Origin of the sequence: Sphingobacterium endophyticum, from assembly GCF_009733535.1 — a bacterium.
Classification (GTDB): domain Bacteria; phylum Bacteroidota; class Bacteroidia; order Sphingobacteriales; family Sphingobacteriaceae; genus Sphingobacterium; species Sphingobacterium endophyticum.
The window spans coordinates 13383-39125 of record NZ_SMMI01000019.1 but is presented as its reverse complement, the minus strand read 5'-3'; the positions used below and the strand labels follow the sequence as shown (position 1 = coordinate 39125).

Genomic DNA, 25743 nt, shown 5'->3' with positions numbered 1-25743 from the left:
GCTCACTAAAGATAGCAAAGAATTATCCGGTGTAAGTACTAAGAATGAACAGGCTTCCCCTTTTGGAAGAAACCCGTTCACAAAACATTTTTTAGTTAAGCGTAACCTTTACAATCTGAGGCAATGTCGTAAAAGCATTGGGATTCGGAACTTCCTCGATTACTTTACTTTCTCTCAAAGACATGCCGGGAAGGTCCATTCGGATATTGGCGCCAGGGTACTGGTCCTTTTTCGTTCCATTGTCATATAAGGATATCTGGTCCGAAACATCTCCCTTCTTCATGGCATCGATCCCATTTCCTTTGGTCGCATAGAACCAGTCATTGCTCAGTCCGTACATGGTAGCAAGGGCTATTCTGTCTCCCTTCACTACATCCAATTGCTGCATAACCTTACCTCCCGAAGCGCCGCCTGCTTTTGGAAGAAGGACGGTGCTCGATGGCTCTTTCAACACATAAACTTTCTTTACCCCGGATTTGCTCTCAAGATTCCCGGCCAGGATTTCTGCATTACCTGTTTGTGCCAGATCGCTGAGCCCCTCTCCACGGTCCTTCTCCCCGGTTTTATAAAAAGGGTTTTCATCTCCGGAGTATACAACTACCAGTACGGGAGATAGCGGCGTGAAGATACCGGTCATTCCCTGAAGATGGTCATCAAGTACAGAATTATCTCCCATTTCTGCTATATTGGTAAGTCCGTTTACAGATGGCTGGCCTTCGGCATAGATAGGGGTCTTATCCAGAATGTCCCCGCCCGGAGCATAGGAAACGGTCCATACACCTGGACTGAAAGGTGTTTCATTGGCGGTGCCACCACTTGTATTCTTAAGGGTAAGGGTAAAGCGGGAGTTGCCATGATAGGCCAATGTGGCTTTCATCAACTGCGATGCTGCCAGATACATATTGCCCTGGGCATCTGTACCATTCACTTCTGATATATTTTTGGGTGTAGATTCGGCTGTCCCCGGATGCATCACGCTCATCCCCGGAGCCTGGTTGATACGCGTACCATTGTCCCATAGCTTGATCTGCGAAGATACATCTCCGGTAACGGGAGTTCCGTCTGCATTATACAGGTTGATACCGGGATTTTCGGGTGCAAAGAACAGGTCGTTGCTCCAACCGTACATAGTAGCGAAAGACAATGCCTGACCAGCTCCGGCATGAAACTCAATGCTAACGGACTGTCCTGGTAAGATAACCGGTGGTGTACCTGTTCCCATGAAGGTTCCTGACTGCACCAGAGGTTTTGAGTCAAGGACGTTCTCAATGGTGATGGTGTTAGACTCAGGTTGCGGAATCATATGATCATCATTGCATGAAACCAGCGTCGCAAGCCCGCAGGCACAGAACACAGAATATGGTGATATATGCCTGATTTTCTTGTTTGCGTTCATAATTGTTGTGTTAAAATATATATAACATCAAAGTTAGCCTCAGTTAAATTAACGGGCAATGTCGTCATTTCCCGATGTCTTGTCCAGATTTCCCGATTCCTTTCCATAATTCACAATTAGACGTACGATTATCTTATATCTGAAAATCTTAAGGTCTCCCTGGCCTACTAAGGCATCAATAGAACATTCCTAAATTTATTTCCATTTCAACTTTTACGAATACGATTTCCATCAATTCCCCTTGGAACTCCTACTTGCGTTCAGTCGACACTTTACACGAGAAAAACTAATGGGTTCTAGACATGACTGAATGAAATAGGTGTTGTTGATCCCTCCTCAGAGAAAAATAGGTTAAAAGGGTTAATTTCTAATTTCTTTCCATACCTGTATCGATATATAAATATGACTTAAAGGGATACATCCCTATTTATGTTTTTATTATAGATGGTGCTGCAAAACTTTTAATGATTGGTTGAGGCATTAATCAGGGATCGCCCATTTCAAGGTATTTTCCATACCTCCAGCTAGCTAGTGATAGGGAAATGGAAATTTATAATTTTAAGTTGTATATTAGATTGTGGGAAAACAAGATTGTTCTAAATACTTTAGCTTCACCAAGGAAGAAATGAAATCATTGGTAAGAAATTACATAAGATCATTTATTATTCTTGGATTTATGATTCTGTTGGGAATGATCATAGCACATGGTCTTAATTATCATCTTTGGCCAACAAAATTCCTTTTCTACTTGATGTTATTTCCTTTGTTGTTGGCCTATTTCAAGAAAATTGAAAAAGCACAACCCTAACCTACCCTTAGGCTTCCTATATTTATTAATAACGTTGTTTATTTCTGTAACTCATCAAATAATTTATATCTACGAAAAAAACTGTCGAGACACCTCTGGTTTATCGCTATAATTTTTTGAAAAGTATTTAATCTTAGATCTCATATACTGTTGTTATCATTCCAAAAAATCAGGTTAATTTTTTAAACGGTTCCTTTAAAATTATTGGTCTTCCATAATTGTATTTAGACCTGGCATGGAGATCTTATGGTGAGTGCAAAAGTGAAAATTATCTTTCGGGAGATAAGTCCACCCAATCAAAAGATATTTCTGGGGTGAGGCCTTCACAAAATGGAGAAAAATTCAATTGATGAAGGTTCAGACTGAAGATTAGATTCAATTACCTTTCCACGGAATGCCCCTTCCTGCCTTCTTTCCTAAGTACCTGTATTAGTTTAGTTTTATGGATGACCTCTTATATAGTTCGCCAATTCTTTAAAACAGAAAATGCTATTAAAACAAGAAAAAGTTCCTGACTGCAACATTTTTTTTACAGAGTTTGCTTAATTTCGAGATCTGGGTACGGTTTCAAAACATCAGGAATCACCTCCCTAAATATCTAAAGACAATTATCATGAAAGAATTCAACCACCCGAACCTTGTCCTTATTAACCGATTTTTTGAGGCCTACTCTTTAAGGTCAATAAGTGTCATCAGAGAGGTGCTTCATTCTCAAGTAAAATGGAACGTCCCCGGAAGACATCCCCTGAGCGGTACGAAATCTGGCATGGAGGAAATAATCGAATATATGGATCAGTTGGCTGAATTCAATTTCATGTCTGAAGGAATTGTCTTAGGCTTTTCAGATGACCATATAATAGACTGTCACAGGGTCTGGAACAACCAGGGTAAAAATCCAACCATCAATACCATGTTGTGCATATTATGGAAGATCCAGGACGGAAAGATCCGGGAAATTTTCAGCTTTCCCCAGGATCAGTATGAAATTGACCATTTTTTCAATTCACAACTGGAAAGTTAATAGCAGTGGACCATTGTGGATGGGGTGATTTCAAATTTTAGGAAAATGTGACCCGATGTAGATCCATCGACACCTTGGAAGGCTATATCTACCCCTGCCCAAGAATCTAATTGGACCTTTGGGGAAATAAGAGTCTCTTTTCAGATGCCGATTTCATAAAAACATGTACGAGGTCTGCCAACCGCTGGGGAGTGTCCTGATTTGGCCTTCTATCCATTCCATGGATACTGCTTTAATTTTTTTATATAGTTTTTCGAAGGATGTAACTCAGAACCTTTCCTATTTCATTGAGCTCCATGGGGTCTGCTTGCCATTTTGCATCCTGATTACTTTCTCACCCATTTTCAAAACGGCATTCTTGGATTCTATCCAAAATTAATAAGTCAAATTGGGCTGAATGTCCTGAAGGTCTACTGCTAATTAGGTTTATCAAAATTATATGCTATCGAAAACATAAAATTTCTAGGAGCTCCGACAAACCCTCGGGTATAGTCAAAACCTCCCAGATAATAATACCTATCAAGTATATTATTGGCATTCAAAGAAAGCCTTACTCCTTTGAGGTGGTAATAAAGAGCTGCATTAATGGTTGTATAACCAGTTCATTTATCCCATTGTTCATTTCCTTGAACATCTAGTCTGGAAAAATCCTCTATGCTACGGGTAGAAGCATGTTGTAATCCCGATCTAAACCCCAGCCTTTTAAAGCAGGTTCGGGGATTATGTATTTTTCCTAGAAACCAGCGACATAACTTGAAGCAATTGGCAGCATCTTGCCAACCCCAGATCATATTGATCAGGTTGGGAAATGCCGTTCAATTTGAAAATTGTTTGAATAGTTCAGCTTGATGCGTCTAAGTTGCAATATCTGAACAGGCGTAATTTAATCCTTTCTGTACCACAAATATTCGGGAGGCAATAATAGAAACAGATTATGAATTGAGAATATTGGCGAGAAGGTGGTTTCAAGCCTATTCTCCCTTCTTTCTATCTTGCATAGCGATCAGAAGGGTAAACAACCTCTGCTGATCGATCGGTTTTTCTAAACTTCCATCAAATTTATACGTTTTTTTTTCTATATCATCGAAATCAAGACTTTGGGAGGTCGAACTCGTAAATTTTATTACAGGTACGCAACTTGTATTTTCATTCTCCCTTATCTCGCGTAGGACTGACCATCCGTCCATCTGAGGCATTGAAATGTCGGTTATCACACAATCCGGGATATTTGACTGAATGTGGTCTAGGGCTTGGCAAGGATCTGAAAACGTAAAAATTTTAGTTCGATCGGAGAAAAAAGTCCTTATGTACGATAAAGTGATTAAATTGTCATCAATAACCACCAGATGAAGATCATCTGGCAAATCATTTTTTGTATAGGATTCAATTGGTAAATTTCTGCTACGAACCTTCTGCAGGGGAACACTGAATCTAAATTCGGATCCTTTCCCAAGCGCACTTAAGAGGGTTATTTTACCACCCATGATCTCTGCCATGGTATTACATATATAGAGACCTAAGCCAAAGCCCCCATTGCCGGCTGAACCTGAGGCCATAAAATATCTTCTAAAAATATCTTTTTGGTGTTCGGGATCTATTCCTTTTCCCGTGTCCCTCACCAAAATTTCGAGCCATTTCCTATCCTCTTTAGAATGATAATGGGCACACAATTCAACCTTTCCGGCTTTTGTATATCGTATCGCATTCCCAACCAGGTTAGAAACAACCTGTCTAGTTAAGGGGGCACTCCCCAGAACATCCATTCCAGCTGGAATATCTAAGGACATTTCCAAGGATAATCCCTTATTTCTCGCAGAATGGGCGTGCATCTCGGCAACTTGTTCCAAAAGCAGCTTAGGTGAAAAGTAGTCGTTGAATAGAAAAAATTTTCCGGCATCCATTTTTTCCAGCGTAAGGATGTCCTCCATTGTTCTGCCCACCAGTTCAACATCACTTCGGATTTCCTTTAAAAGAGTTAATTTTCCAGGACCGATAACCTTTTCGTCAAGGAGGATATTAATCAACGAAATGAGTGAACTAACCGGGGCCCTAACATCATGGGCAACCACTGTCAATATCTCAGTTTTTTGAAGGGCCATACTTTCGGAATGCTCTCTTTCAATCCTTAATTGCTTTTCATATTGGTTCGCTCTGATCCGATACAGTTGAAGAAAGCAAAGGGCAAGTACCATTGCTGCCGATCCTAATTTAAGATTCTTCTTCAGCATCCCCCCGGCTTTCTCGTGCAGAGAGAGCCCTGACTTGCTGATCTGGATGACCCCTGCTTTTTCATATTCCCTTATCTCCTCCATCGTAGACCTAATGCTGGCTAACAAATGATAGTTTGAACCTATAATCTCCCGTTCCTTCAACCGCAAAATTCTATATCTCTTTGAAAGGTCCGTAAAGCCACTCTTGAAAACTTGTGAATTTCTGTCCAGTACCCTTTCCGCCACTTTCCTGACTGCCAGTACCCGATCGTCAATTATCCTGATTGCGTTGTCTTTGGTAATGATAGTATCGTCCTTTGCTCTGAAAATCCTTTTCAGAAGATTTTCCTTCCTATTAATCAATGTATCGGCGCTAATGGTAAAAGTGGTGTCCAGTAATAGCATGGCGACAAGGGAATCAGCTCCGATCGGAACAACCGGCGGCTCCTGAGAGAGCTTTCCATCAGGTAGTTCCACAGAATCTCCGAGTGCGAGAATGAGCTTATCCAGATCGGCCTTAAGTACAGCATATCTCTGTGCACTTTCCCGTTGCCATTGAAACTCAATGGCATTTTGCCTTAAATTATCAGAAAATGGGGTCGTTTCCATCAAGGAGTCCAGGAGACTACCTATTCTGGTCACTTTTTCTGCATAATGGCGATATGATTCCCTTTTCATGTCCAGGGCATAGAGCCTGAATAGATTGTCCGCTTGTGAAACAGCAGCAAAAAGGTGGAAAAGACCATCGGAACGCTGTTCCGCAAGACCATAGGCTTCTTTGAGGATTTTCTCGGATCTATTATGTTCTCGGATGCCAAACGCCGTTATGCAGATCAAATAAATGGATACGGTTCCTAAGGTAATTAGGAGGATCGTGCGTAATAGTTTGGGATTCATTTCAAAGGATATTAAAGTAGTGTGGAGCCCGTTTATTTTTGCGAAGGTACTCATAAAAACACACATTTTCCATTTGGAGATGGTCTCAATCCTTAGCCACTTAGGCCTTTGAACAAATTATAGCCATTTTATTAGCTCCGTCGGACACGTGCCAATTAAAGTTAACCTGTAATTGCCATTCCATTGGGCACCCACAAAGTTCCATGCCTACACCTAAAAATTATCAAGTAGAAAAGAATACGGGATTCCCTGTATCGTTAGAAGGTGCCTAACATCAGGTAATAAGGTCACATAATACCTATACTCAAATAAATACTTAACTAGCAAATCCCTTATAGCATTGAATTTTCACCTACAAAAATTTCTTCAGAAATCAAATTCGGTTCAGTGCCGGTTATATTGATAAAATTCGGGACGAATAACAAAGTCTTATTAAATAATACATTTCATGAAAGCTCGATACCCTTTGATTTTTTTAGCCTTATTCTTCTGGATCCCGTCGATATTCAAAAGCCTGAAAACCAACATAAAAGATAGGGCCAATCACCAATATCCACACACGAAAATCTCGATCAGAACTTCAGGAATTCCTTCGTTCTCCAGAATGGAGGTTAAGTTAGGGCTCAATATCCCATTTTATGAAAGCCAGGGTTTCATTTATAGTTGGAACAAAGTAGATGGAACAATAGTTGAGTACCTCCTGAAAGAGCAGTTTAATAGCTTGAGACCTATCAATCTACATCCAATCTCTTTCTCACATTTTGTATCCATATAGGAGGTGGTCCCGAAACCTAGGTAACGTGGACTGTACTGGAGCAAGTTCAAAGAAAAATCTTCCTAAAACACCTATTTTTCGTTGGAATAGGCTGCCTTTGCAATCCAATCTGAAATTGATTTCCCCATCTTCCTCCTAAATCTCATTTCCCATGAATTTTATATTCCAAAGAGTATAAAACCACTAAAAATGCTTTGTTAAAATGTTTTTATGCAACATTGTTGCGTTTAAAATATTTCATTTTTATTATTGCAACATAATTGCATTTAATTAAACTATATAACAACTAATAATCGACCATGTTACCCTCAATAAAGAAATTTAACCCCATTAATGTCACATTCACCTACATGGGTACAATTCTAATTTTAGTGTTTTTATTTAGTTCTGGAGCTCTTGCACAGAACAGTAAACAGCAGAATAAATTAGTTTCGGGACAACTAGTGGACTACTTGGGCCGGCCCATCCAGGGAGCAGGTATTTTTACCGGTGGAAACATGGCCATAGAAAAAACGGATGCCAAAGGAAAATTTTCGGTAATATATCCCTTGGACCGAATAATTAGGTGTGAACACCAGGCATATATGCCTCTTGTTATCAACCTTAATAACCACCGAATCAAGGAAAGCAACGTTTGGACCATGCAAGGAAAGGCTAATTTCCTAAACACCATAACGGTGACAGCATCTACTCTCCCTAAAGAGATAAGAAAGATTTCTTCAAGCGTGTCGATATTGCAAAAAGGGGCTCCTGAACTTCAACAGATCCAGACCATTGATGAAGCATTATCATATATTCCGGGGGTAATGGTCAACCGAGGGAAGGGACTGAGTACAACAGGTACGCATACAGGGGTTATTCTTCGCGGAACAGGAGCCGCCAATAGAACCTTGATCTTAAAGGACGGTGTGCCAATAAATGATTCCTACACTGGTGGTGTATCTGAATGGAACAGCGTGGCAACAAACGGAATAGAACGAATTGAGGTGGTCAGAGGACCAGGCTCTTCCATTTATGGTTCCAGTTCAATGGGTGGAACCATCAATTTGGTTACCCAAAAGCCCAACGATAAATGGACTCTAGGAACAGACCTTCGATATAGCACCTATGGAACCTTTCAAGGCAGCCTTAAAATTGGAAAAAGGTTCAATAATAATTTAGGATTTATGGCCATTGCTGAATACAAAACGACAGGTGGTTATCAATTTATTGCAGACAGCATTTGGATGGACCATTATAAAAAACCGAAATCCAGTCTCTTTAATATGAACACAAAGGTTTCCTATGATTTCAATAGTGCCGGAACGCTAACAGCTACTGCTGACCTTAATTTACAAGAACCTATTTCCGGTACTTCAACTATTTTTGATGAGTCTTCAACATCTGGAAATTATCAGATTAGATATACCAACAATAAGGCTCCATTTGTCCATGATATTGTTGCTTATTACAATATACAAAACCGTTCAACCTCTTCTTTGGCCTGGAACCCAAATGATAGTGAATTCAATGATTTAAAATATATTTCATCCATTCCTTTGGATACATATGGCCTGATTGCGAAACTAAGCAGGTCTTTTGCCAACCATGACATCAGTATTGGAGCGGATCTTCGATTTACTGAAGTTATATCCAAGAAAAACTATCAAGCAAATGGCACGCAGAATTTCTCCGGACGCCAGGATTTCATATCTTTCTTTGTCAATGATGACGTTCGGTTCTTTGATAACCTGCACGCAAATCTAGGTCTCCGATTTGACCATTGGGCAAACCGAAATGGATATTTCTTTGATAGCTTATCTAAATCAATAACCGAAATAAACTATGATGATGCTGAATCCAATATTTTGACGCCAAAGGTTGGGTTGACCTATCAGGTTACGGATTTCCTGCGCTTACGTTCGGTCTATGCCACTGGATTCAGGGCTCCAGCTTCATTCTATATGTTTAATGCAACACCAATAGGATCTTCGTTCCGTTTTGGAAATCCTGAATTAAAACCCGAAAAAATGCGCTATTCTGTGGACCTGGGGGCAGATATGCAATTATTTAAACGATTGGATATCTCGGCAACGGCCTATATGTCTCAATACAGTGATTTCTTAGCAGCTGTGATGATTGATAAATCTGAGGTTCCCTCCTATTTTGACCCGGGCAATCTGCCGGTAAGGCAATACAGGAATATTGGAAAAGTACAGCTCTGGGGAATCGAGGGATCTGCAAAATATCAAATTAACTCTAGAATAAGTACACAGGTCAGTTATTTCCTCAATCAATCCAAGATATTAAAGTATGAAACAAATCCTGAATATGAAGGAAATGAAATGGGTGACAATCCCAGAAATATATATTCTGCAGCCTTGATATATGACAACCCGAGAATAGTTCATGCTAGTTTATGGGGAAGGTTTACAGGAGAATTCTTTGGCGACCTGGAGAACAGCAATGAGAAACAAATGCCTGCAGTATCCTTGATTGACTTTAAACTCGCCAAAAGCTTTGGTCCATATGCTGTGAATTTCACGGTCAATAATCTTTTTGACAAACAATATTTCGGGAGCTACACCTCCCCCACCAGTTATTATTATGCTCCAGGCAGAATTATAATGCTGGGCATCAACTATAATCTTAAATAAATAAACATCTAAAATGACTCTATTAATTGAAAAAATACTATTCGCGATCGCAAATTGGCTTTATGTCCCGGTTTATTTGGGTCTGCTCCTCATGGTCTGCTGGATTGCTTGGTCATTGGGGGAATTTATTTATGAATCCTTCCAGGTATCGAAAAGATCTAAGGTCAACACCTTTTTTCGCAACCATAGTAAGTCTATCAATTCATCATTGATAAATTCAGACCAAGCTGACATTGAACTCACTGAACTGATTCAAAGCTGGGAGAAAAAGGAAAATGGCAAACTTGACCGCATTCGAGCGATCATCAAAATTGGCCCATCGTTGGGATTGGTTGGAACCTTGATTCCCATGGGCCAGGCTTTATCTACCCTATCAAATGGGGACATGAACGCGATGGCCAAGCACATGACCTCGGCTTTTACAGCAACGATAATTGGATTAGTTTGTGGAATCATAGCCTATATGATTACGCTGAAAAAAGAACAATGGCTGTCAAAGGATTTCTTGGCTTGTGAGGCAAAGTTGGAAAAATTATTAAGAGAGGTAGACCATGAAGTTATTAAATAAGAATAGGTCAGGTCAGGCACAGACTCCTTTGGAGGATCCGGTAAGTGGCGTAGCTAATTTATTTGACATCAGTGTTGTATTGATCGTAGCGATGATTATGGCATTAATGTCGGCATTGAACGTGTTGGATCTTTTTGATCCCGCTACGGAAATGACCATGACCAAGAAAAATAAAGATGGTGAAATGGAGATTATCACGAAAAAGAGCAAGGAAATAAAAGTCAAGAAACTGACTCCAGAAGAAGCCTCTGGCCAGGGAGAAAGATTGGGAACTGCCTATAAACTGGATGATGGTCAGGTTATATATGTACCAGAATAAGTATGAAGTTCAAATATTTAGTTTTATTACTGACCTGTTTATTGTGTATTTCACAAACTTTAAATGCTCAAAACGCAAAAGAGAAAGAGAAGATTGCGCTGTTGGTTTCTGAAAATTACAGCAAACCGGTAGCCGATGCAATCCAGTTGTTGAACGAATCAGCAGAATTTTCGAACCACTTTGAGGTTTTTACAGTTAATAACAGTAAAGATCAATTAATAGATGCAAAAATAGCGGTTTGCTATGTACATATAGGACAGGTAATAGAAAGATATAGTGAAAATTTAATGCAAATTGTAGAAAAGGGCGGATTCGCTTATGCAGTAGGCGAAACACCTGCCGCAAAGGAATATCAAAGCTGGGGAATGCGTTTTGATGCGGAAATAGATCAGTTTTTTGAAAATCCCAGCCCTCAAAACATTAAACAACTTGTCCTTCATCTGACTAATAAACATTTGGGAACCTCCTTCCCGAATGCGCAACCGCAAACCTATCCGGAATTCGGAATCGTTGACTGGAAAAACGGTAAGGTATACAGTGATTTTGAAACTTTCAATTCTGCTCAAGATATTCCAAACGAGGAGAAACCTTGGATAGCCTTGTATACATTCAGATATGAAATTGTCACGGGTCAGATTGATTATTTGAAAGAGTATGCCCAAGCGATAGAGCAAAATGGATTTAGACCGATCATATTATTTGGGTTTCCCTTGGAAGCACCGATTGAGAAATTTTGCATAGATCCTTCCGGAAAATCAAGAATAGATGTTTTGGTCAATTTCTCTTCAATTCCAGGAGGAGCTCCAGATAAGTTGGCAAGAGCATTTGAGAAGCTTGGGGTTCCAGTCATCAATGCCATCAGTTTGAGCCAGTCAAAATCGGAATGGGATAAAAGTCAAATTGGAATTCCCATTGGAAACCGCACGATGGCCCTAGTCCGTCCAGAAATTATGGGACAAATCCAACCCACCGTGGTAAGTACGCAGGAGCTCAAAAAAGACAAAAACAACCAAATTTACACGGAAAAAACGCTCCTTAAAGATCGTGTTTCCAATTTGGCGGCAAAAATCAAAGCATGGTCGGCATTACGGCGAACAGACAATTCAGACAAGGATATAACGTTGATCTATTAAAACGGACATCCCGGAAAACATAATATAGGTGCCAGCTATTTAAATGTATTGCCCAGAAGCATATACAGCATTATTATGGGATTGCAGGCAAATAATTATGACCTGGGTGAAAGAATTCCGGATATGGACAGAATATTTGACGATATTATGTCTGGAGGAAGAAATATAGGCACCTGGGCACCACAAGAGCTGGATAGATTAGTCAAAGAAAATAAACCGGCTTTGGTAGATATAGAAACCTACAAAAGCTGGTTCAAAGAATTAAATCCGGAATTTCAACAAGCTGTCATCAAAAAATGGGGATCTCCGGATTCATCCAGAATCATGGTATGGAAGGACGAGCATCAAGAATCATACTTTGTATTGCCCAAGATTAGTTATGGAAAATTGCACCTTATGCCACAACCGGCAAGAGGCTGGGAAGAAAACGAAGAAGCGATGTTCCATGATGTCAATCTTCCCCCCCATCATCAATACATTGCATTTTACCTCTATCAAAAGCACCAACTCAAAACCAATGCCTTGATACATTTAGGAACCCATGGCACCTTGGAGTGGCTTTCGGGCAGAGAAGCTGGGGCAGACAGCAGAGATGCATCAGATGCACTGATTGGAGGTATGGTCAATATAAACCCATACATCATGGATAATGTTGGTGAAGGAACTCAGGCCAAAAGAAGAGGAATGGCAGTCATTATAGATCATTTGACACCTTCATTTCAAGAGTCTGGCTTAAGACCGGAATTGAAAAAATTAGCAGGCTTGATCAATGACTATAATCTGGCCAAAGAAAAAAGTCCGGCAACGTCCTCCGCATATCTAAAAGAAATCAATCAGTCCTTGGTTAAGAACAATCTGAATCGGGATCTGAACCTTGATGGTGAACTAAAGGAAGATAATATTCAAAAATTGGAACATTATCTTCAGGAGATCAACGAAAAACAAGTTCCAATGGGCATGCATACATTCGGAGTTTCCCCAGATACCACCCGGGCCACCCTGACGGCAACAGCCATGGTCAACCGTTTAAAAGAAATCGACGAAAGCGAAAGGGAAAAATTAATCGAAGAATATAAAGGCAGAATATTGGCGAGTGGAGCAGCGGAGATGCAAGGTTTGCTGGATGCACTGGAAGGAAAGTTTATTCGTCCGGCTACAGGGAATGATCCCTTAAGAAACCCTGACGCCCTACCCACCGGTAAGAACTTTTATGGTTTTGATCCATCCAGAATGCCATCACAAGGAATCTATGCAGAAGGAGAAAAACTGGCAGAAGAATTAATATCGAATTATTTACAAAAACATAATGGTCAGTTTCCCGATAAGGTAGCCTTCAATTTATGGTCAGTAGAGACGTTAAGGCATGAGGGAATTATGGAATCACAAATCCTGAATCTATTGGGAGTAAAACCAAAATACGATGGATTTGGAAAAGTCAGAGGAATTCAACTGATAAGCAGGGAGGAATTGGGCAGGCCACGTGTTGACGTTGTGGTCACTCCATCCGGTCTCTACAGAGATATGTTCCCACAATTTATGCAACTTATGGACCAAGCTATTAACTTAGTGTATCGGTCCACTGAAGAGGACAATTCCATTCGAATCCATGTAGACAAAGCGATACAGGAATTAAATAACGAGGGCTTAAAAGATAGCAACTTGATCAAAAGGTTGGCTATGGTCAGGTTATTTTCATCTGAGTCCGGAAGTTATGGGTTGGGTGTTGATGATGCCGTCCAGGCAACGGACAAATGGGAAGGCGGCAAAGAAATTGCCGATGTCTATTTTAATAGGGCCAGCCATCTTTATGGTCAGGGCTTTTGGGGCGAAGGAAAGCAGGCGATTGAAGAGGCTACCGGAAAAGATCTGGCAATTTCATTGTTCAAAAAGGCTCTTTCAGGAACTAAGGCAGTCGTTCACAGTCGTTCAACGAATGTTTATGGTGCTTTGGATAATGATGATCTATTTCAGTATCTGGGAGGGATGACCTTAGCAATAAAGCAAATTGACGGAACAGAGCCCGATATTATGATCAGCAACCTGACAGATCCGGGAAATATGAAGCAAGAGTCATTGGATAAATTTATAGGACGGGAACTGAATTCCAGGTATTATAATCCCGAGTGGATAAAGAAAATGCTAGATGAGGGCTATGCTGGAGCGAGAATGATCGGTCAGGTAGCAGATAATATGTGGGGATGGCAGGCTACAACGGATCATGCTATCCGATCAGAAGATTGGGAAGAATGGAACAATGTCTATGTAAATGACAAATATGGTTTGGACATTAAGGAAAAGTTTTTAGAATCCGGAAATCTATATGCTTATCAGCAAATGTTGGCCAGAATGATGGAAGTCATTCGAAAAGATAAATGGACTCCAGATCAAAAGACTATGTCAGGTCTGATGGATGTTTACCTGGAAACGGTGGAAGAAACTGGTTTAACCTGCTCGGATCAGGTTTGTGGCAATGAGAAACTGGTTGACTTCATGAAGAAAACAGCCTCAACGGATCTTCAAAAAAATGCCTTGGAGAACTTACAGCAAGCGTTGGGTAAAATTCACAACAGCTCTTCAAATGCTACAAATCCAGTGCAAAAGGCCATGAATCAAAATAGACCAGATGCACGGCAAAAGGATATATCTTCAAAAATAGGACAAAAAGATTTTTCTGAAATCGCCCAGAACGCTATTCGAAATAAATCCATCCAAAAAGCGCCAAAGATTTCCTTAAAAGGCTACAGGATGAAAGAGGAGAAACTAATAAGCCTGAAATCTGATTCAAAATACATCCATCATAAAAACTTGGCAGTTTTGATTTTATTCTTAGGAATTATTGGGATCGGGATATTATTTAGAGCATGGTCCAATAACTAGAAAAACTGCATAATCTGAGATGGAAAAATTTCACTGAATAGGTAGGCTTTAAAGGCAATGGGTATAATTAGCGGAGCAAACATCCGAAAAATGATGTAACTGGAGGTTCTTTAACATCCAATTACGTAGAGACAAATTATCCTAACAAACCTTTTGCAACGTGGGATTTAGATTTAACCTGATCCTTAAAAAATTTATTTTTTTAATACATTTTTTCACCCGGATGAAAAAGTAGCTAGATGTTTTATTTGTTGCAAACACATCAAAAATGATAATTTGTTACGATTTGAAAAAAGTCAGATTGATGATGATCAATGTAATCATGCTCCACTTAATTCCGTTTGATATGGATGTCTGTTTGCGGAAAAGGAATTTCGATACCTGCTCCATCCAGGGCCTCTTTGCAGCTGATGATAAGCTGTTCCTGCATTGCCCAGAAATTTTCATTCTTTGTGGTAACCCGAATAGAAAGATTGATAGCACTATCTCCGAGGTTCGTTACCACCACATCCGGTGCCGGATCCGAAAATGCATGCTCGTTTTTATTGATAATGTCCAATAAGATCGCCTTAGCTTTCCGTAAGTCAGCATCATACGACACGCCGATATCAAACCAAGTTCTTCGTGTCCCGAGCTCAGTATAGTTGGTAATATTACTATTCGAGAGCTCTCCGTTTGGAATTATGACAAGCTGGTTTTGTGGAGTAACCAGTCTTGTATTGAAAATATCGATTACCTTCACCGTTCCGTCCACACCTGTGGAGGATGAAATATAATCGCCCACACGGAATGGCTTGAACAATAAGATCAGCACACCTCCTGCAAAATTTGATAGCGACCCCTGTAATGAAAGTCCGACCGCTAATCCTGCCGCACCGATTACTGCAATAAATGTGGAGGTCTGAACTCCCAATTGGCTTACAACCACGATAAACAGGATGACTCTTAAGGTCCAGTTGATCAAGTTCCCAAGAAATGTTCGGATGCTTGGATCAACATTACGCTTTATAAAGATTCTATCCACGAGATTTCTTACCATACGGATCAACCACAGGCCTAGGAACAGCACCAGTGATGCTGAAACCAATGAACTGATTATAATGGGAGCATACGCAATAGCACTGTCTACAAATTTTTCGATTTTACCTTCTACATTTTCCAATTGTTCTACTTTCATTTGTTTTAATTTTATACTTCGTTAGAGTTATTACTCTCCTCAAGTTCGCTTACAAAATCCTCCCCCCAGTAATGAATGTCATAGTGTTTAATCTGTTGTAAGGACCTTTTAATCCGCAAATGTGCTTCATCTTCCTGCATGGTAAGAGCATGATGTAGGGACTCGATCATGCTCCGGCGATCATATGGATTTGTGGGGACACAATAGGGTAGTTCAACCGATGCTCCCGCAAATTCCGAAAGAACCAAAACACCTGACTGTTTCAAGAGTCCTTGCGTAGCGACAAACTCCTTGGAGACTAGGTTCAGACCGTCGCGTAGAGGTGTAATCCATGCCACATCTGCCAGGGCATACTGAATAAGAACCTCTTCAAATGGTAGGGCCTGGAAGAAATATTGTATGGGCGTCCAGTCCAATGTAGCGTACTTACCATTGATTTCTCCCACTGCCTGATTAACCTGATCCCTTATCTTATCATAGATACGCATGCCCTTTGATGGTGGGGTACAGACGTTGATCAGTTCGACCTTTCCCAGAAATTCTGGGTATTCCTTCAGAAATTGTCCGAAAGCAAGTACCTTTTCTAGCGGCCCCTTTACATAGTCCATCCTCTCAATAGACACGATACGTTTCATTTCTTTACTCGCTACCTCCAGCCTGTAGGTTTCAATTCGTCTAGCGATTTCTTCTTTAGCTAACAAACCTTCAATCAGCCCATAATTCACGCCAACCGGTTGGGCACCCAATCGGATCGTTCGACCTTCGACCGAAATTAGTTTGGTCATCTCCTCAACACCAAGTGCCATGCTGTATGTAAGAAATTGTTTGGAAACATTTATCGTTTTTAATCGCTTAAACGGAGTATGGCTGCGAAGTACATCGATAAAGTTCTCGACATATCGCGGAATATGAAAGCTGATAAAGTCACACATAAGTAGGCTTCCTATGATTTCCCGTCTCCATGGTATTGTGTTAAAAATATCAGCCGCAGGGAAAGCCGTATGATGAAAGAACCCAATTTTGAGATCTGGACGCATAGTTTTCAAGAACGATGGAACCATCCACAGGTTATATTCGTGAATCCACACCAACGCTTCAGGTTCGGCTTCCTGAGCTATCCTCTTAGCAAATAACATGTTGATCTTCAAATAATGTTCCCAGTCCAAATGGTTAAATTTAGCCTTATCGACAAAAGAAAATATTGTTGGCCAAAATGCCTCTTTGGAGAATACCCTATAAAATTTATCAATATCCTTTTGGGAAAGTGAGATAGCTGAAACATCAAGGTTGGGGAACTTATCGATGTCAACCTTTTTCCTCACATCCTTATTCCCATCTCCCATATCCACTTCCTCTCCAATCCAAATACCGGGCCTTCCCTTTTCAAAGAGCCCCAATAATGAAGGAATTATACCATTTGGACTCTTCGGAGGAACTTGTTGAAGTTTTCCATCGACCATCATACGTTCGTAGGGAAGTCGGTGGTAAACCATGACTAGCTGTCGATCATTTGAAGTTTGCCGAAGAAGTGGTTCCTCAATGAAATCATTAACATAGGCTGCAAATTCCTTGCTTTCCTTCATGGATTCAACAATCCCACCGGCACCGGCATGGCGTGCCTGATATACATTCGATAGGCTTTCAGTCGCTTCTAGAAGTGCAATTTCCGACTCTCCTACGACAACACCTTGAAATCCTGTTTGAAACAGGGAAAGGTCGTTCAAAGTGTCCCCAGCTACCAACACCCTGTTGACAGGTACGCCTAAATGACTTACTAACTTTTTCAGTGTGCTTCCTTTATTTACACCTTTTGGAAGTATATCCAGATATTTATCCATTGAGGTGACCACATCGCAACCTCTTTTTTCGGCAATTTCACGAACTTTAGCAAGATCGGTGCTTAAATCGTAATAGTACGAACAGCGGCGCTGTTGGGGCACACGTTGGTAAACCAAGCTAGGAATCCCCGAGAAAGCCTCCTGAAGTTCATACACCGAGGGCCAATTGCTTTCGATTTCATGTTGAATGGAGTCGATCGTGGTAAGAGTAGAACCGTCACAGATGGTAGCTCCAACATCGGCAATTATAAAATGCGGCGTAGGAACCGTTGGATCGTTCAACAGTGGGATAACTGACTCTAATCCGCGACCTGTTACAAAAACCAATTGGATATCCTTATTTTCTTTAATAATCTGATAGAGTTTTAGGCGATCTTCCATTGACCCTCCTAGAAATGTTCCGTCTAAGTCTGTAGCTAATAGCATCATATCAATGTTTCCTCCAATTCCTTAAATTTAGATTCGACTGATTGGTTTCGGTATAGGATTTCATAGATAGATTCCAGTATGGGTAAATTCAACCCTTGCTCGTTCGCATAGTCAAAAAGTCCTCGAGCTGCCCCGTATCCTTCAGCAACCATTCCCAATTTATTCACAGCTAATTCTGCCGAGTGGCCTTGAGCTATCAATTCTCCAAAACGTCGGTTTCGACTGTTGTTTGAATATCCCGTAACCAACAGATCACCAGCATATGTTGAATTTAACATATTTCTCTGCTCACCGGGTATAGATTCTAGGATATTTTGCATTTCAAACAAAGCGTTGCTAATCAGTACTGCCATGAAATTATCTCCATAACCTAAACCTTTGGCCATACCGCTAGCTATACCCAATACATTCTTATAGATAGAGGCATACCCAACCCCAATTGGATCGCTGTTACTTCGAACTTGAATGTAAGGTCTTCTAAACAATACACCTAACTTATCAACTGTAATCTGGTTTACGCACGATAAACTTAGGTAAGTTGGTTTGCTTTCTGCAATTTCTTCAGAATGGCAAGGTCCTGCGAGTGACGCGATGTGAGTCAATGGTATTTTCAATGTTCTGCTTAAATAGCTGCTAGGAACTTCATTTTTCTTCCCTACAGTTCCTTTGATCGTGGATAAAACAATTTTATCCTTAAAAAGGGAAGGATCAAGGCCATTACAAACAAGTTGCAGAGCTTCACTTGGAACAGCAAAAATGATATTTTTTGCTCGAGATAAAACTTGGTCCAGGTTATCTGATGGAAAGATTAACAATGGATCGAGCTTGACCTGCGGAAGATACCTTGGATTACTTCCGTGTTCCAGAACGTGCTTAACCTGCTCCTTTCTTCGAAGGTACCAATAGGTTGGGATTTTATTTTCGGTCAATATTTTTACTAAAGCAGTAGCCCAACTTCCACCACCAACAACACTTACTTCAATCAATCTTTGGGGATTTTTTGCAGAATAGAATATAGGTTTGGATCCTGCAGTTAAATAATTAATGAGCAACAAAAGTAATAAAAAATAAACTAATAAGCAAATTTTGCACAAGAATAAGTACATTTTTAGGGAATGCATCCTGATTTGATATCATCGAAAAGAACGAAGATAATCTGAAGGGATCCTACAACCAGACCCAGATCTTTTGCTGCAGTTTTATTTTTCTGATTCCGATAGGGCCTTAATATTGTACCTTCAAATGTCCAACTCCCAACATATGTCTAGGGTCGATGCACTCTTTAGGTCTACAAGTGTCCTATGAGTAACTTGTTTGAACATGGCCGATACAGCATCCACATTTACTTCATTAGTAAGGTTCATCATTATACTGCACACAAATCAGGAGATTGGGGATATTGTCATTCGCAATCTATTTCGATTATTTCTTAAGGGTGGATCTTCCTAGGAAAACTAGCTGCCCAGCAAGGAAATTTCCAAAATCCTCAAAAATGTCCATCGACAATTATAAAATAGAAAGATATTCACTGGGACTACTATTAAACTATTTTGCTAACAACAGGTTTTGTCCCACCCTTGCCATAAGTCAAGACAACACGGTAAAATCAACCCGTAAAATCAATTTATGCTTCGTATGACTAAAATGCTGTCTGATTTAAGTTTCACACGCAGCCAGGAAGACAAGCGTTCTTCTTGTTCCTTAGGAAGCTGCTTATCTGAATCGTAAAGCAGAACAGTTCTATTGAAGCTGCTATCGGGATTCACGATAACGGTCTGTTTCCCAATAGAGAAGGGTGCAAGGTCAGGGTAAAGTGCGGTAATTTCTTTAATGGTTTCCCTATCTTTAAATGTATATCCGGCCAGCTCATTTCGGAGGTTCTGGATAATAATGTCCTTTTCCGAAACATGTTGCGATTGTTTATGTATTTCTGCAAGAATATCTCCTTTCAGGTCGCTAGTGTCCTGACGGATGAGTAATTCTGCTCCCTCCAGACGATAACTGCCCAAACGGCCTTGAAGATCTTTTATCTCATCATTGCCAAACCTCTTATCGAGAAATGCTAGTTCAATTTTCCTGGCTCTATTATTAAAATGTGTCTTTTCGTAAATTAGTGTATACCCTTTATCGGTAAACTCATTTTCAATAAAAGCATTAGCCTGTTGGACAAACTTACGCTCCTGCAAAAGACTATAGGCCAGATAAAAACTAGGAACAAGCATAATGACAATAAGTGCAGTGACCGTTCGTGTAATTCTCTTTTCACGAAGGGTATCTACAAATTTTACCTTCGGATATTTAAGGAGTTTGACGATCAGAAAAGTAGAGATACAAATAAAGAAACAGTTAATGGTATAAAGGTAGATTGCTCCTCCAAAATAACTGATATTTCCAATTGCAAGACTGTAACCTGCGGTACAAAGTGGTGGCATTAGGGCAGTTGCAATTGCCACACCTGGGATTGGATTGCCTTTTTCCTTCCTAGTAATGGCAATAACTCCAACCAGACCTCCAAAAAATGCAATCAGTACGTCATAGATGTTGGGAGAAGTACGTGCCAGGAGTTCCGACTGAGCCTCCTTAAATGGGCTTAATAGAAAATATAAAAAAGATACCAACAAACTAACCGCAGTAGCGATAGCTAAGTTTTTTGCAGATTTCTTCAATAATTCAAAGTCATATGTACCCAGTGCGAACCCAGCCCCCACAATAGGTCCCATTAAAGGGGAAATAAGCATGGCCCCGATAATCACCGCTGTAGAATTGACGTTCAGTCCGACAGAGGCTATGACGATAGCACAAGCCAACACCCAGAGATTAGCACCTCGGAAAGAAATATTTGAAATAACATTTTCCAGTACCCTGTCCTTTTCGTCCTCTCCATAATGTAGGTTGAAAAAACGAATAATTTTAATCATATATAAAAGATTGTTGCAGAATATAGCATCAAATCTATGATACTTATTTCATAGTTCTCTACAAGAGACAAAAGATTTATCAGGGCGTAGCGGGTTAGCTTCACATTTAAATATTTAAGGTTTCTTTTCGAAATAAGCCGCATTCAAATTAGTCCTATAGTTTCAAAGCTAATAAGTAAACTTAGCTGTTGATTAACCCGCTGAACTGGTTCCATCCAAATACGTTTTAGGATTCGAAACCGGAATTGTAAGGCTGAAACACCACCTGATTAAACTAGTCATGTAGATTCTGATTTTCACTTCCATTTTTGCCAGACCTCCCAATTCTTTGACACTACATACCGCCGAATGGCTGTGTTTACTGTCATATATAAATCGTATCCATTGTTAGCGAAGGTTACAGATTGATTTGGGATTCAGTGGGACAGCTGGAAAAAAGTTGTGCAACTTAAATATAAAAACTGTATATTTCATAACATATTCAAATCATTATGGGACAGGCATTTAAAATTTTCAAAAGGATACTTCTCACCACATTTGTTATGGGTGCATTTTATTCTAAAGCTTCCGAAAAATGCGACTGTCAAGCAAATATCCTTATGACCATCAGTAAAGTGGAAGAAAACTATGCCGGATTTCCCGATAAGGTCGCACAGCCAAGAAACGTGGAATATAATGCTCTTAAGGAACGTCTTATTTCCAAATCTGCTCTGATCACTGATCCGGATTCCTGTTTTGAGCTGCTAAAGGAATACGTAAACTTTTTCTATGACAAACATTTCAGGATCGAATACAGTGCTATGCCCGACAGCGTCGTGATCCCTATTGACGGTAAGATGATTGAAGAACTTCTAACTGGCCAAAATGAAAATTCTATTGAGGGAATATGGATTGATCCACATGGCTCGAAGATCGCGATCATGGAAAATGGGAAAGACACTTTCTGGGGAGTCAAGGTTGCTTCAACCACCGATCAATATCCCCCGGGGTTCGTATACTTCACGCTCGCAAGACAAGGAAATTCCTATTCGGCATCCCTTTACAACAGGAAATTAAATATTGACATACCGGCAAAGAAAGTCGGAAACTTTCTGAAAATCTGGAACATGCAGCTCTGGATACGCGAGAATGCTCTACTAACAACAATGGAATCGGAGGAGGTCAAAAGCTGGAAGGAAAATTCAAACGGGCTAATGTTCAAAAAAATAAACCACGACTTCAATTACCTGAAGATCCCAACTTTCGAGAACAACGACAGGGAGATTGGAAGCCTCATCGCGCTTAATGACTCAACGATCAGAACAACACCATACCTGCTCATTGACCTTAGGGGCAATGGTGGTGGCGGATCGGGATGGACCAGCCTTATCCCTTATATCTCTACGGACCAGATTGACCAGGGCGGTTCATACCTCAGGGTTTCCAAGGAAAATTCATCAAGGAAAATTGCCGATCTGGAATCTTACGTCAACAGCCCCATACCCACCTGACCTCAAAAAGTACTTTCCAAAGGAAACAATGGATGCTTACCGCAGGACCTACAATGAGCTCTCCCTTTCAAATGACCAATTCCTGTATATACCTAGTGTGAACTTTCCACGAGAAACCATCCTTCCTTTGCCCAAGAAGGTAGCTGTGGTATTTGACGGCCTTTCAGGTAGTTCTACAGAATTCTTCATCTACCTAACTCGACAGAGCGAAAAGGTCGTGACCTATGGGCAGAACTCCTTGGGAATGATGGACTATGTGGGGATGTCCATCCCTACCGATCTCCCCTATCAGGGATTCAAGCTTTACATACCTCCTGAAAAATCGAGCTGGACCGACAAAAATCCCATTGACAGGACAGGCTTCAGCCCGGAATTCCCTATAAAGGAAAAAGAGGAGCTTTGGATTGATTTTATACTTCAGGATCTCCCTAAAAGGTAATTTTCATTGGAATAAATCTGAAAGCTAAAATTAAAACCGCCAAATATGGAACTCAGCTTTTTCACTGTACAGGTCAATAATCTACATTAGTCAGAATCAGCGTATGGCAACTTTACAAAATGACTCTGAACTTTTAATGGAAAATTACCATCAATACTCAATCTCCTTAGGTTCTTTATCTGGTAATTTCACCATCAATGTTTGAAGCCTTTAAAGGAACCTCCAAGCAGAAGGAACTTCTTATCCTCAAATTAGAAGAAGTACGAAAACCCCCGGACATAAATTATTTCGATGAAAATTCTTTTTCGGTAAAAGAACTCTTCGCTATCTTAGGTTAAGCTAAAGTATGGTTGTTGGAAAGGGCATAAAAAATAGACAGTAAAAACACCAGCACGCAGAAATACTACCGAATAAAATTGATTCTGTCCTAAATACAAAATGGAACGTTTATATCGTGTTTAATTTCAATTAGCGATCACCTTATTTCAGCGACAGACATCAGATAAATAAAAATTAATACAAAAACATGATACTAAGAAACAAAATCCTTAATGTTGAAGAACAACTTTATGAGGCTATGAAAAGCGGTAATATAGAAACCCTTGATAATTTGCTGCACAATGATTTACTTTTCATGCTACCGAGCGGTGAAACCATCACCAAAGAAATGGATCTAGAAACATATCGTAGTGGAAATCTAAAAATAGTTGAGCTTATTCCAACTCTTGAACGCCTCAATATTATAAATGATTTAGCTGTTGTTACCTTAAAAATAAATCTGAAGGGAAATTACAACAACCAGCCTTTTGATGAACTATTTAGATATATACGCTTTTGGAAAAGCTTTCCTGAGGGTTTAAAAGTTGTAGGAGGAAGTGGTATTTCAATTTAACTTTATTTAACGAAAACATTAATTTAAGATGTCGGACAGTCAAGATATTTAGTTTCTTAACCAGGTTTTGAAAATGATAGAGTATTATAACACTCTTATTTGCTAACATGCTTTGAAAAATCAAGGGAAGAAAAATCCTGAGTACAATAACGATCTTGTCCTATGACAAGCATTCTATAGATACCGAACTGGTATATTTGCTGGATAAGAAGCTGCAAAGGCTTTGGAAATATTCTATCAAAAATAAAAATTATTTATGAACCATAAATTCGAAGCAGGAATCAATATTGCGATTAAAGTTCCTAAATCCAAATATGAGAAAACTGTTGATTTTTACCGAGATATATTGAAGCTTGAAGTTTCAGAAAGGGCCATCAACAATCCTACTATCTCAAGAACACATGAAGTACAGTTCGGAAAGAATGTGATTTGGCTGGATTGCGTCGATAACTATACCCATTCGGAAACTTGGTTACAACTTACTGTCCCAAATGTTGCGCTGACTACAGATTACTTGCTGTCCAGGGGTGTCGAAACTTGTGATGAATTGGAAGAGCTACCAGAAGGGATGCACTGGATTCAGGATCCTTCAGGTACAGTTTTCAACCTCCAACAGCGTAATGAATAATCATTGATTTTCCTCCATATCTATGTATTTCAATGATCAGGAAATAGCATCTATAGCTATCTCATGCAGATTAACCTTTGGTGAATGGTTACATTTCCACGCATCTTGCACGCGAAATTCAATAGCACGTAATTGGCAATGACACTATTGACTCGAAATCAGGCTTGTAAGGGTTATCATGTATTTCTGAAAAGTCATCGCACCATTGCCAAAATAGGTTTCCAAAGTTTTGTGTTCGTCAAAGGAATCAATTGATAGTATATTGTTAAACGTAGTAATTATCACTTCGATTGATCCCATTTAATTTTTATCTGAATACAACTTGGAGACCTTTATTGAAAAAATTTTTATTTTAATAACTTCCATGAAAGATTAAGTAACAAATTGTATTTTCAAACTTGTTGAAAACTTTAAAAACATGAATCGGCTCGTTTAAAATTTGGAACAAGATACGATTCGTCGAGAAATGGTTCCAATAAGATTGCCTAATTAAATCGACAACACATAATCATGATGAAAAGAAAAATAGAATTCCTAACTTTAAGGAGGTAAAAAACTATCAATTAAAAAAAATTGACTTTTATTCTATATCTCATTCAATTATGCAAAAACCTGTTCGGACTTTCAGCTCATTAGTTGGTATACTCATTCTCTTGAACATCATCCTGCTGGCAGCAGTGTCCTACCTCCTTCTTAGTCGATGGCCTAACATTTCAGACATACATAGGATCGATATCAAGGATCCCTCAGGCAGGAACAGGATCGTGCTGTCCAATGAAGAAAAAATCCCTGACCCCATCATCGGAGGCAAAGTCTTTCAGAGGGCATACAAACCTGCGGGCCTGATTTTTTACGACAGGAAAGGAAATGAAAGAGGGGGACTTGCAATTACAGACAATGAGCAGACCAATCTAAATGCCCTAGCATTTGATTACCAGAATGCCGATGCAGTAGGAATTCTAGCCCAGGATAACAAAAACGACGATTACTTCAGGGCAGGAATGATTATCAATGACAAGGACCCGGCGGCAAGACCTGGTCATAATATAAACCGAATTAACTTAATAACCGAAAACGGTAATGCCTCGCTGGTGATCAAGGACCGGAAAGAAATTCCCCGGATCATATTAAAGGTGGATAGCCTCGGAAATCCAAGCATAGAGATGTTCGATGCGGACGGTAAGGCTATAAGGTAGATATGACTTAAATCTTTCCCATTACATGGATTCCATTCGCAAGCTGACTGAACCTTCATCCAATGACCATACCCCTCCCAATTGCACGAGACGGGA

General features: G+C 39.9%; 17 protein-coding genes and 1 pseudogene. 12 read left to right on the top strand and 6 right to left on the bottom strand.

Features of this window, described 5'->3' with window-relative positions; all coding sequences use genetic code 11:
* Window positions 1-91 precede the first annotated feature (91 nt).
* Entirely contained in the window at window positions 92-1222 is a 1131-nt protein-coding gene (locus E0Y80_RS17970) for a spondin domain-containing protein (RefSeq protein ID WP_231596099.1), read from the bottom strand.
* A gap of 1595 nt (window positions 1223-2817) precedes the next feature.
* Between E0Y80_RS17970 and E0Y80_RS17965 the strand changes: the two genes are divergently transcribed.
* Window positions 2818-3225, top strand: coding sequence for a nuclear transport factor 2 family protein (locus E0Y80_RS17965; protein WP_156309061.1), 408 nt, complete (start codon window positions 2818-2820; stop codon window positions 3223-3225).
* Between the two features lie 971 nt (window positions 3226-4196).
* Here the strand turns inward: E0Y80_RS17965 and E0Y80_RS17955 are convergent.
* Window positions 4197-6386: a hybrid sensor histidine kinase/response regulator gene (locus E0Y80_RS17955; RefSeq protein WP_197091664.1), complete on the bottom strand. Its 2190-nt coding sequence runs from the start codon at window positions 6384-6386 to the stop codon at window positions 4197-4199.
* Window positions 6387-6780: 394 nt separating this feature from the next.
* On the opposite strand from E0Y80_RS17955, the gene E0Y80_RS17950 reads away from it, so the two are divergent.
* From E0Y80_RS17950 to E0Y80_RS20820, 6 genes and pseudogenes are all read left to right on the top strand, one after another.
* On the top strand, window positions 6781-7107 hold the full coding sequence (locus E0Y80_RS17950; protein ID WP_156309059.1) for a hypothetical protein: 327 nt from the start codon (window positions 6781-6783) through the stop codon (window positions 7105-7107).
* A 350-nt stretch (window positions 7108-7457) separates the two neighbouring features.
* A complete protein-coding gene (locus E0Y80_RS17945; RefSeq protein ID WP_197091663.1) occupies window positions 7458-9743 on the top strand; it encodes a TonB-dependent receptor plug domain-containing protein in 2286 nt (761 codons plus the stop codon).
* Between the two features lie 13 nt (window positions 9744-9756).
* Window positions 9757-10311 carry a MotA/TolQ/ExbB proton channel family protein gene (locus tag E0Y80_RS17940; protein ID WP_156309057.1) on the top strand — a complete coding sequence of 185 codons (555 nt, stop codon included), beginning with the start codon at window positions 9757-9759 and terminating at the stop codon, window positions 10309-10311.
* Complete coding sequence (locus E0Y80_RS17935) at window positions 10295-10630, top strand: DUF2149 domain-containing protein (protein ID WP_156309056.1); 336 nt, start codon at window positions 10295-10297, stop codon at window positions 10628-10630. The genes E0Y80_RS17940 and E0Y80_RS17935 overlap by 17 nt, the downstream gene beginning before the upstream one ends.
* A 2-nt stretch (window positions 10631-10632) precedes the next feature.
* Window positions 10633-12801 (top strand): annotated as a pseudogene (locus E0Y80_RS20825) (cobaltochelatase subunit CobN); the annotation flags it as partial.
* Complete coding sequence (locus E0Y80_RS20820; protein WP_394350247.1) at window positions 12778-14640, top strand: cobaltochelatase subunit CobN; 1863 nt, start codon at window positions 12778-12780, stop codon at window positions 14638-14640. The pseudogene E0Y80_RS20825 and the gene E0Y80_RS20820, both read left to right, overlap by 24 nt.
* A gap of 331 nt (window positions 14641-14971) precedes the next feature.
* Here the strand turns inward: E0Y80_RS20820 and E0Y80_RS17920 are convergent, their stop codons facing one another.
* The 4 genes from E0Y80_RS17920 to E0Y80_RS17905 form a co-directional block, all read right to left on the bottom strand.
* Window positions 14972-15817, bottom strand: a complete 846-nt coding sequence (locus tag E0Y80_RS17920) for a mechanosensitive ion channel family protein (protein WP_156309053.1) — start codon at window positions 15815-15817, stop codon at window positions 14972-14974.
* A gap of 11 nt (window positions 15818-15828) precedes the next feature.
* Window positions 15829-18084 carry a glucosylglycerol-phosphate synthase gene (ggpS, locus tag E0Y80_RS17915; RefSeq protein WP_231596094.1) on the bottom strand — a complete coding sequence of 752 codons (2256 nt, stop codon included), beginning with the start codon at window positions 18082-18084 and terminating at the stop codon, window positions 15829-15831.
* Window positions 18081-19070, bottom strand: a complete 990-nt coding sequence (locus E0Y80_RS17910; protein WP_197091661.1) for an NAD(P)H-dependent glycerol-3-phosphate dehydrogenase — start codon at window positions 19068-19070, stop codon at window positions 18081-18083. Before E0Y80_RS17910 ends, ggpS begins: the two co-directional genes overlap by 4 nt.
* A gap of 633 nt (window positions 19071-19703) precedes the next feature.
* Window positions 19704-21002: a DUF389 domain-containing protein gene (locus E0Y80_RS17905; RefSeq protein WP_156309051.1), complete on the bottom strand. Its 1299-nt coding sequence runs from the start codon at window positions 21000-21002 to the stop codon at window positions 19704-19706.
* Between the two features lie 491 nt (window positions 21003-21493).
* On the opposite strand from E0Y80_RS17905, the gene E0Y80_RS17900 reads away from it, so the two are divergent.
* From E0Y80_RS17900 to E0Y80_RS17880, 5 genes are all read left to right on the top strand, one after another.
* Window positions 21494-22492, top strand: a complete 999-nt coding sequence (locus E0Y80_RS17900) for a S41 family peptidase (RefSeq protein WP_156309050.1) — start codon at window positions 21494-21496, stop codon at window positions 22490-22492.
* Between the two features lie 97 nt (window positions 22493-22589).
* Window positions 22590-22931 (top strand): hypothetical protein, encoded by a 342-nt coding sequence (locus E0Y80_RS17895; RefSeq protein WP_156309049.1) that lies wholly within the window; start codon window positions 22590-22592, stop codon window positions 22929-22931.
* A 526-nt stretch (window positions 22932-23457) separates the two neighbouring features.
* A complete protein-coding gene (locus tag E0Y80_RS17890; RefSeq protein ID WP_156309048.1) occupies window positions 23458-23823 on the top strand; it encodes a nuclear transport factor 2 family protein in 366 nt (121 codons plus the stop codon).
* Window positions 23824-24079: 256 nt separating this feature from the next.
* Window positions 24080-24451, top strand: coding sequence for a VOC family protein (locus E0Y80_RS17885; RefSeq protein ID WP_156309047.1), 372 nt, complete (start codon window positions 24080-24082; stop codon window positions 24449-24451).
* Window positions 24452-25053: 602 nt separating this feature from the next.
* Complete coding sequence (locus tag E0Y80_RS17880) at window positions 25054-25647, top strand: hypothetical protein (protein ID WP_156309046.1); 594 nt, start codon at window positions 25054-25056, stop codon at window positions 25645-25647.
* Window positions 25648-25743 lie beyond the last annotated feature (96 nt).

What these genes read in the sequence shown, in the direction of transcription:
- E0Y80_RS17935 (WP_156309056.1), top strand. Translation starts at nt 10,295, where the DNA reads ATGAAGTTATTAAATAAGAATAGGTCAGGTCAGGCACAGACTCCTTTG.
- E0Y80_RS17950 (WP_156309059.1), top strand. Translation starts at nt 6,781, where the DNA reads ATGAAAGCTCGATACCCTTTGATTTTTTTAGCCTTATTCTTCTGGATC.
- E0Y80_RS17880 (WP_156309046.1), top strand. Translation starts at nt 25,054, where the DNA reads ATGCAAAAACCTGTTCGGACTTTCAGCTCATTAGTTGGTATACTCATT.
- E0Y80_RS20820 (WP_394350247.1), top strand. Translation starts at nt 12,778, where the DNA reads ATGGTCAACCGTTTAAAAGAAATCGACGAAAGCGAAAGGGAAAAATTA.
- E0Y80_RS17970 (WP_231596099.1), bottom strand. Translation starts at nt 1,222, where the DNA reads ATGGGAACAGGTACACCACCGGTTATCTTACCAGGACAGTCCGTTAGC.
- ggpS (WP_231596094.1), bottom strand. Translation starts at nt 18,084, where the DNA reads ATGATGCTATTAGCTACAGACTTAGACGGAACATTTCTAGGAGGGTCA.
- E0Y80_RS17955 (WP_197091664.1), bottom strand. Translation starts at nt 6,386, where the DNA reads ATGAGTACCTTCGCAAAAATAAACGGGCTCCACACTACTTTAATATCC.
- E0Y80_RS17945 (WP_197091663.1), top strand. Translation starts at nt 7,458, where the DNA reads ATGGGTACAATTCTAATTTTAGTGTTTTTATTTAGTTCTGGAGCTCTT.
- E0Y80_RS17965 (WP_156309061.1), top strand. Translation starts at nt 2,818, where the DNA reads ATGAAAGAATTCAACCACCCGAACCTTGTCCTTATTAACCGATTTTTT.
- E0Y80_RS17920 (WP_156309053.1), bottom strand. Translation starts at nt 15,817, where the DNA reads ATGAAAGTAGAACAATTGGAAAATGTAGAAGGTAAAATCGAAAAATTT.
- E0Y80_RS17905 (WP_156309051.1), bottom strand. Translation starts at nt 21,002, where the DNA reads ATGATTAAAATTATTCGTTTTTTCAACCTACATTATGGAGAGGACGAA.
- E0Y80_RS17900 (WP_156309050.1), top strand. Translation starts at nt 21,494, where the DNA reads ATGGGACAGGCATTTAAAATTTTCAAAAGGATACTTCTCACCACATTT.
- E0Y80_RS17885 (WP_156309047.1), top strand. Translation starts at nt 24,080, where the DNA reads ATGAACCATAAATTCGAAGCAGGAATCAATATTGCGATTAAAGTTCCT.
- E0Y80_RS17890 (WP_156309048.1), top strand. Translation starts at nt 23,458, where the DNA reads ATGATACTAAGAAACAAAATCCTTAATGTTGAAGAACAACTTTATGAG.
- E0Y80_RS17940 (WP_156309057.1), top strand. Translation starts at nt 9,757, where the DNA reads ATGACTCTATTAATTGAAAAAATACTATTCGCGATCGCAAATTGGCTT.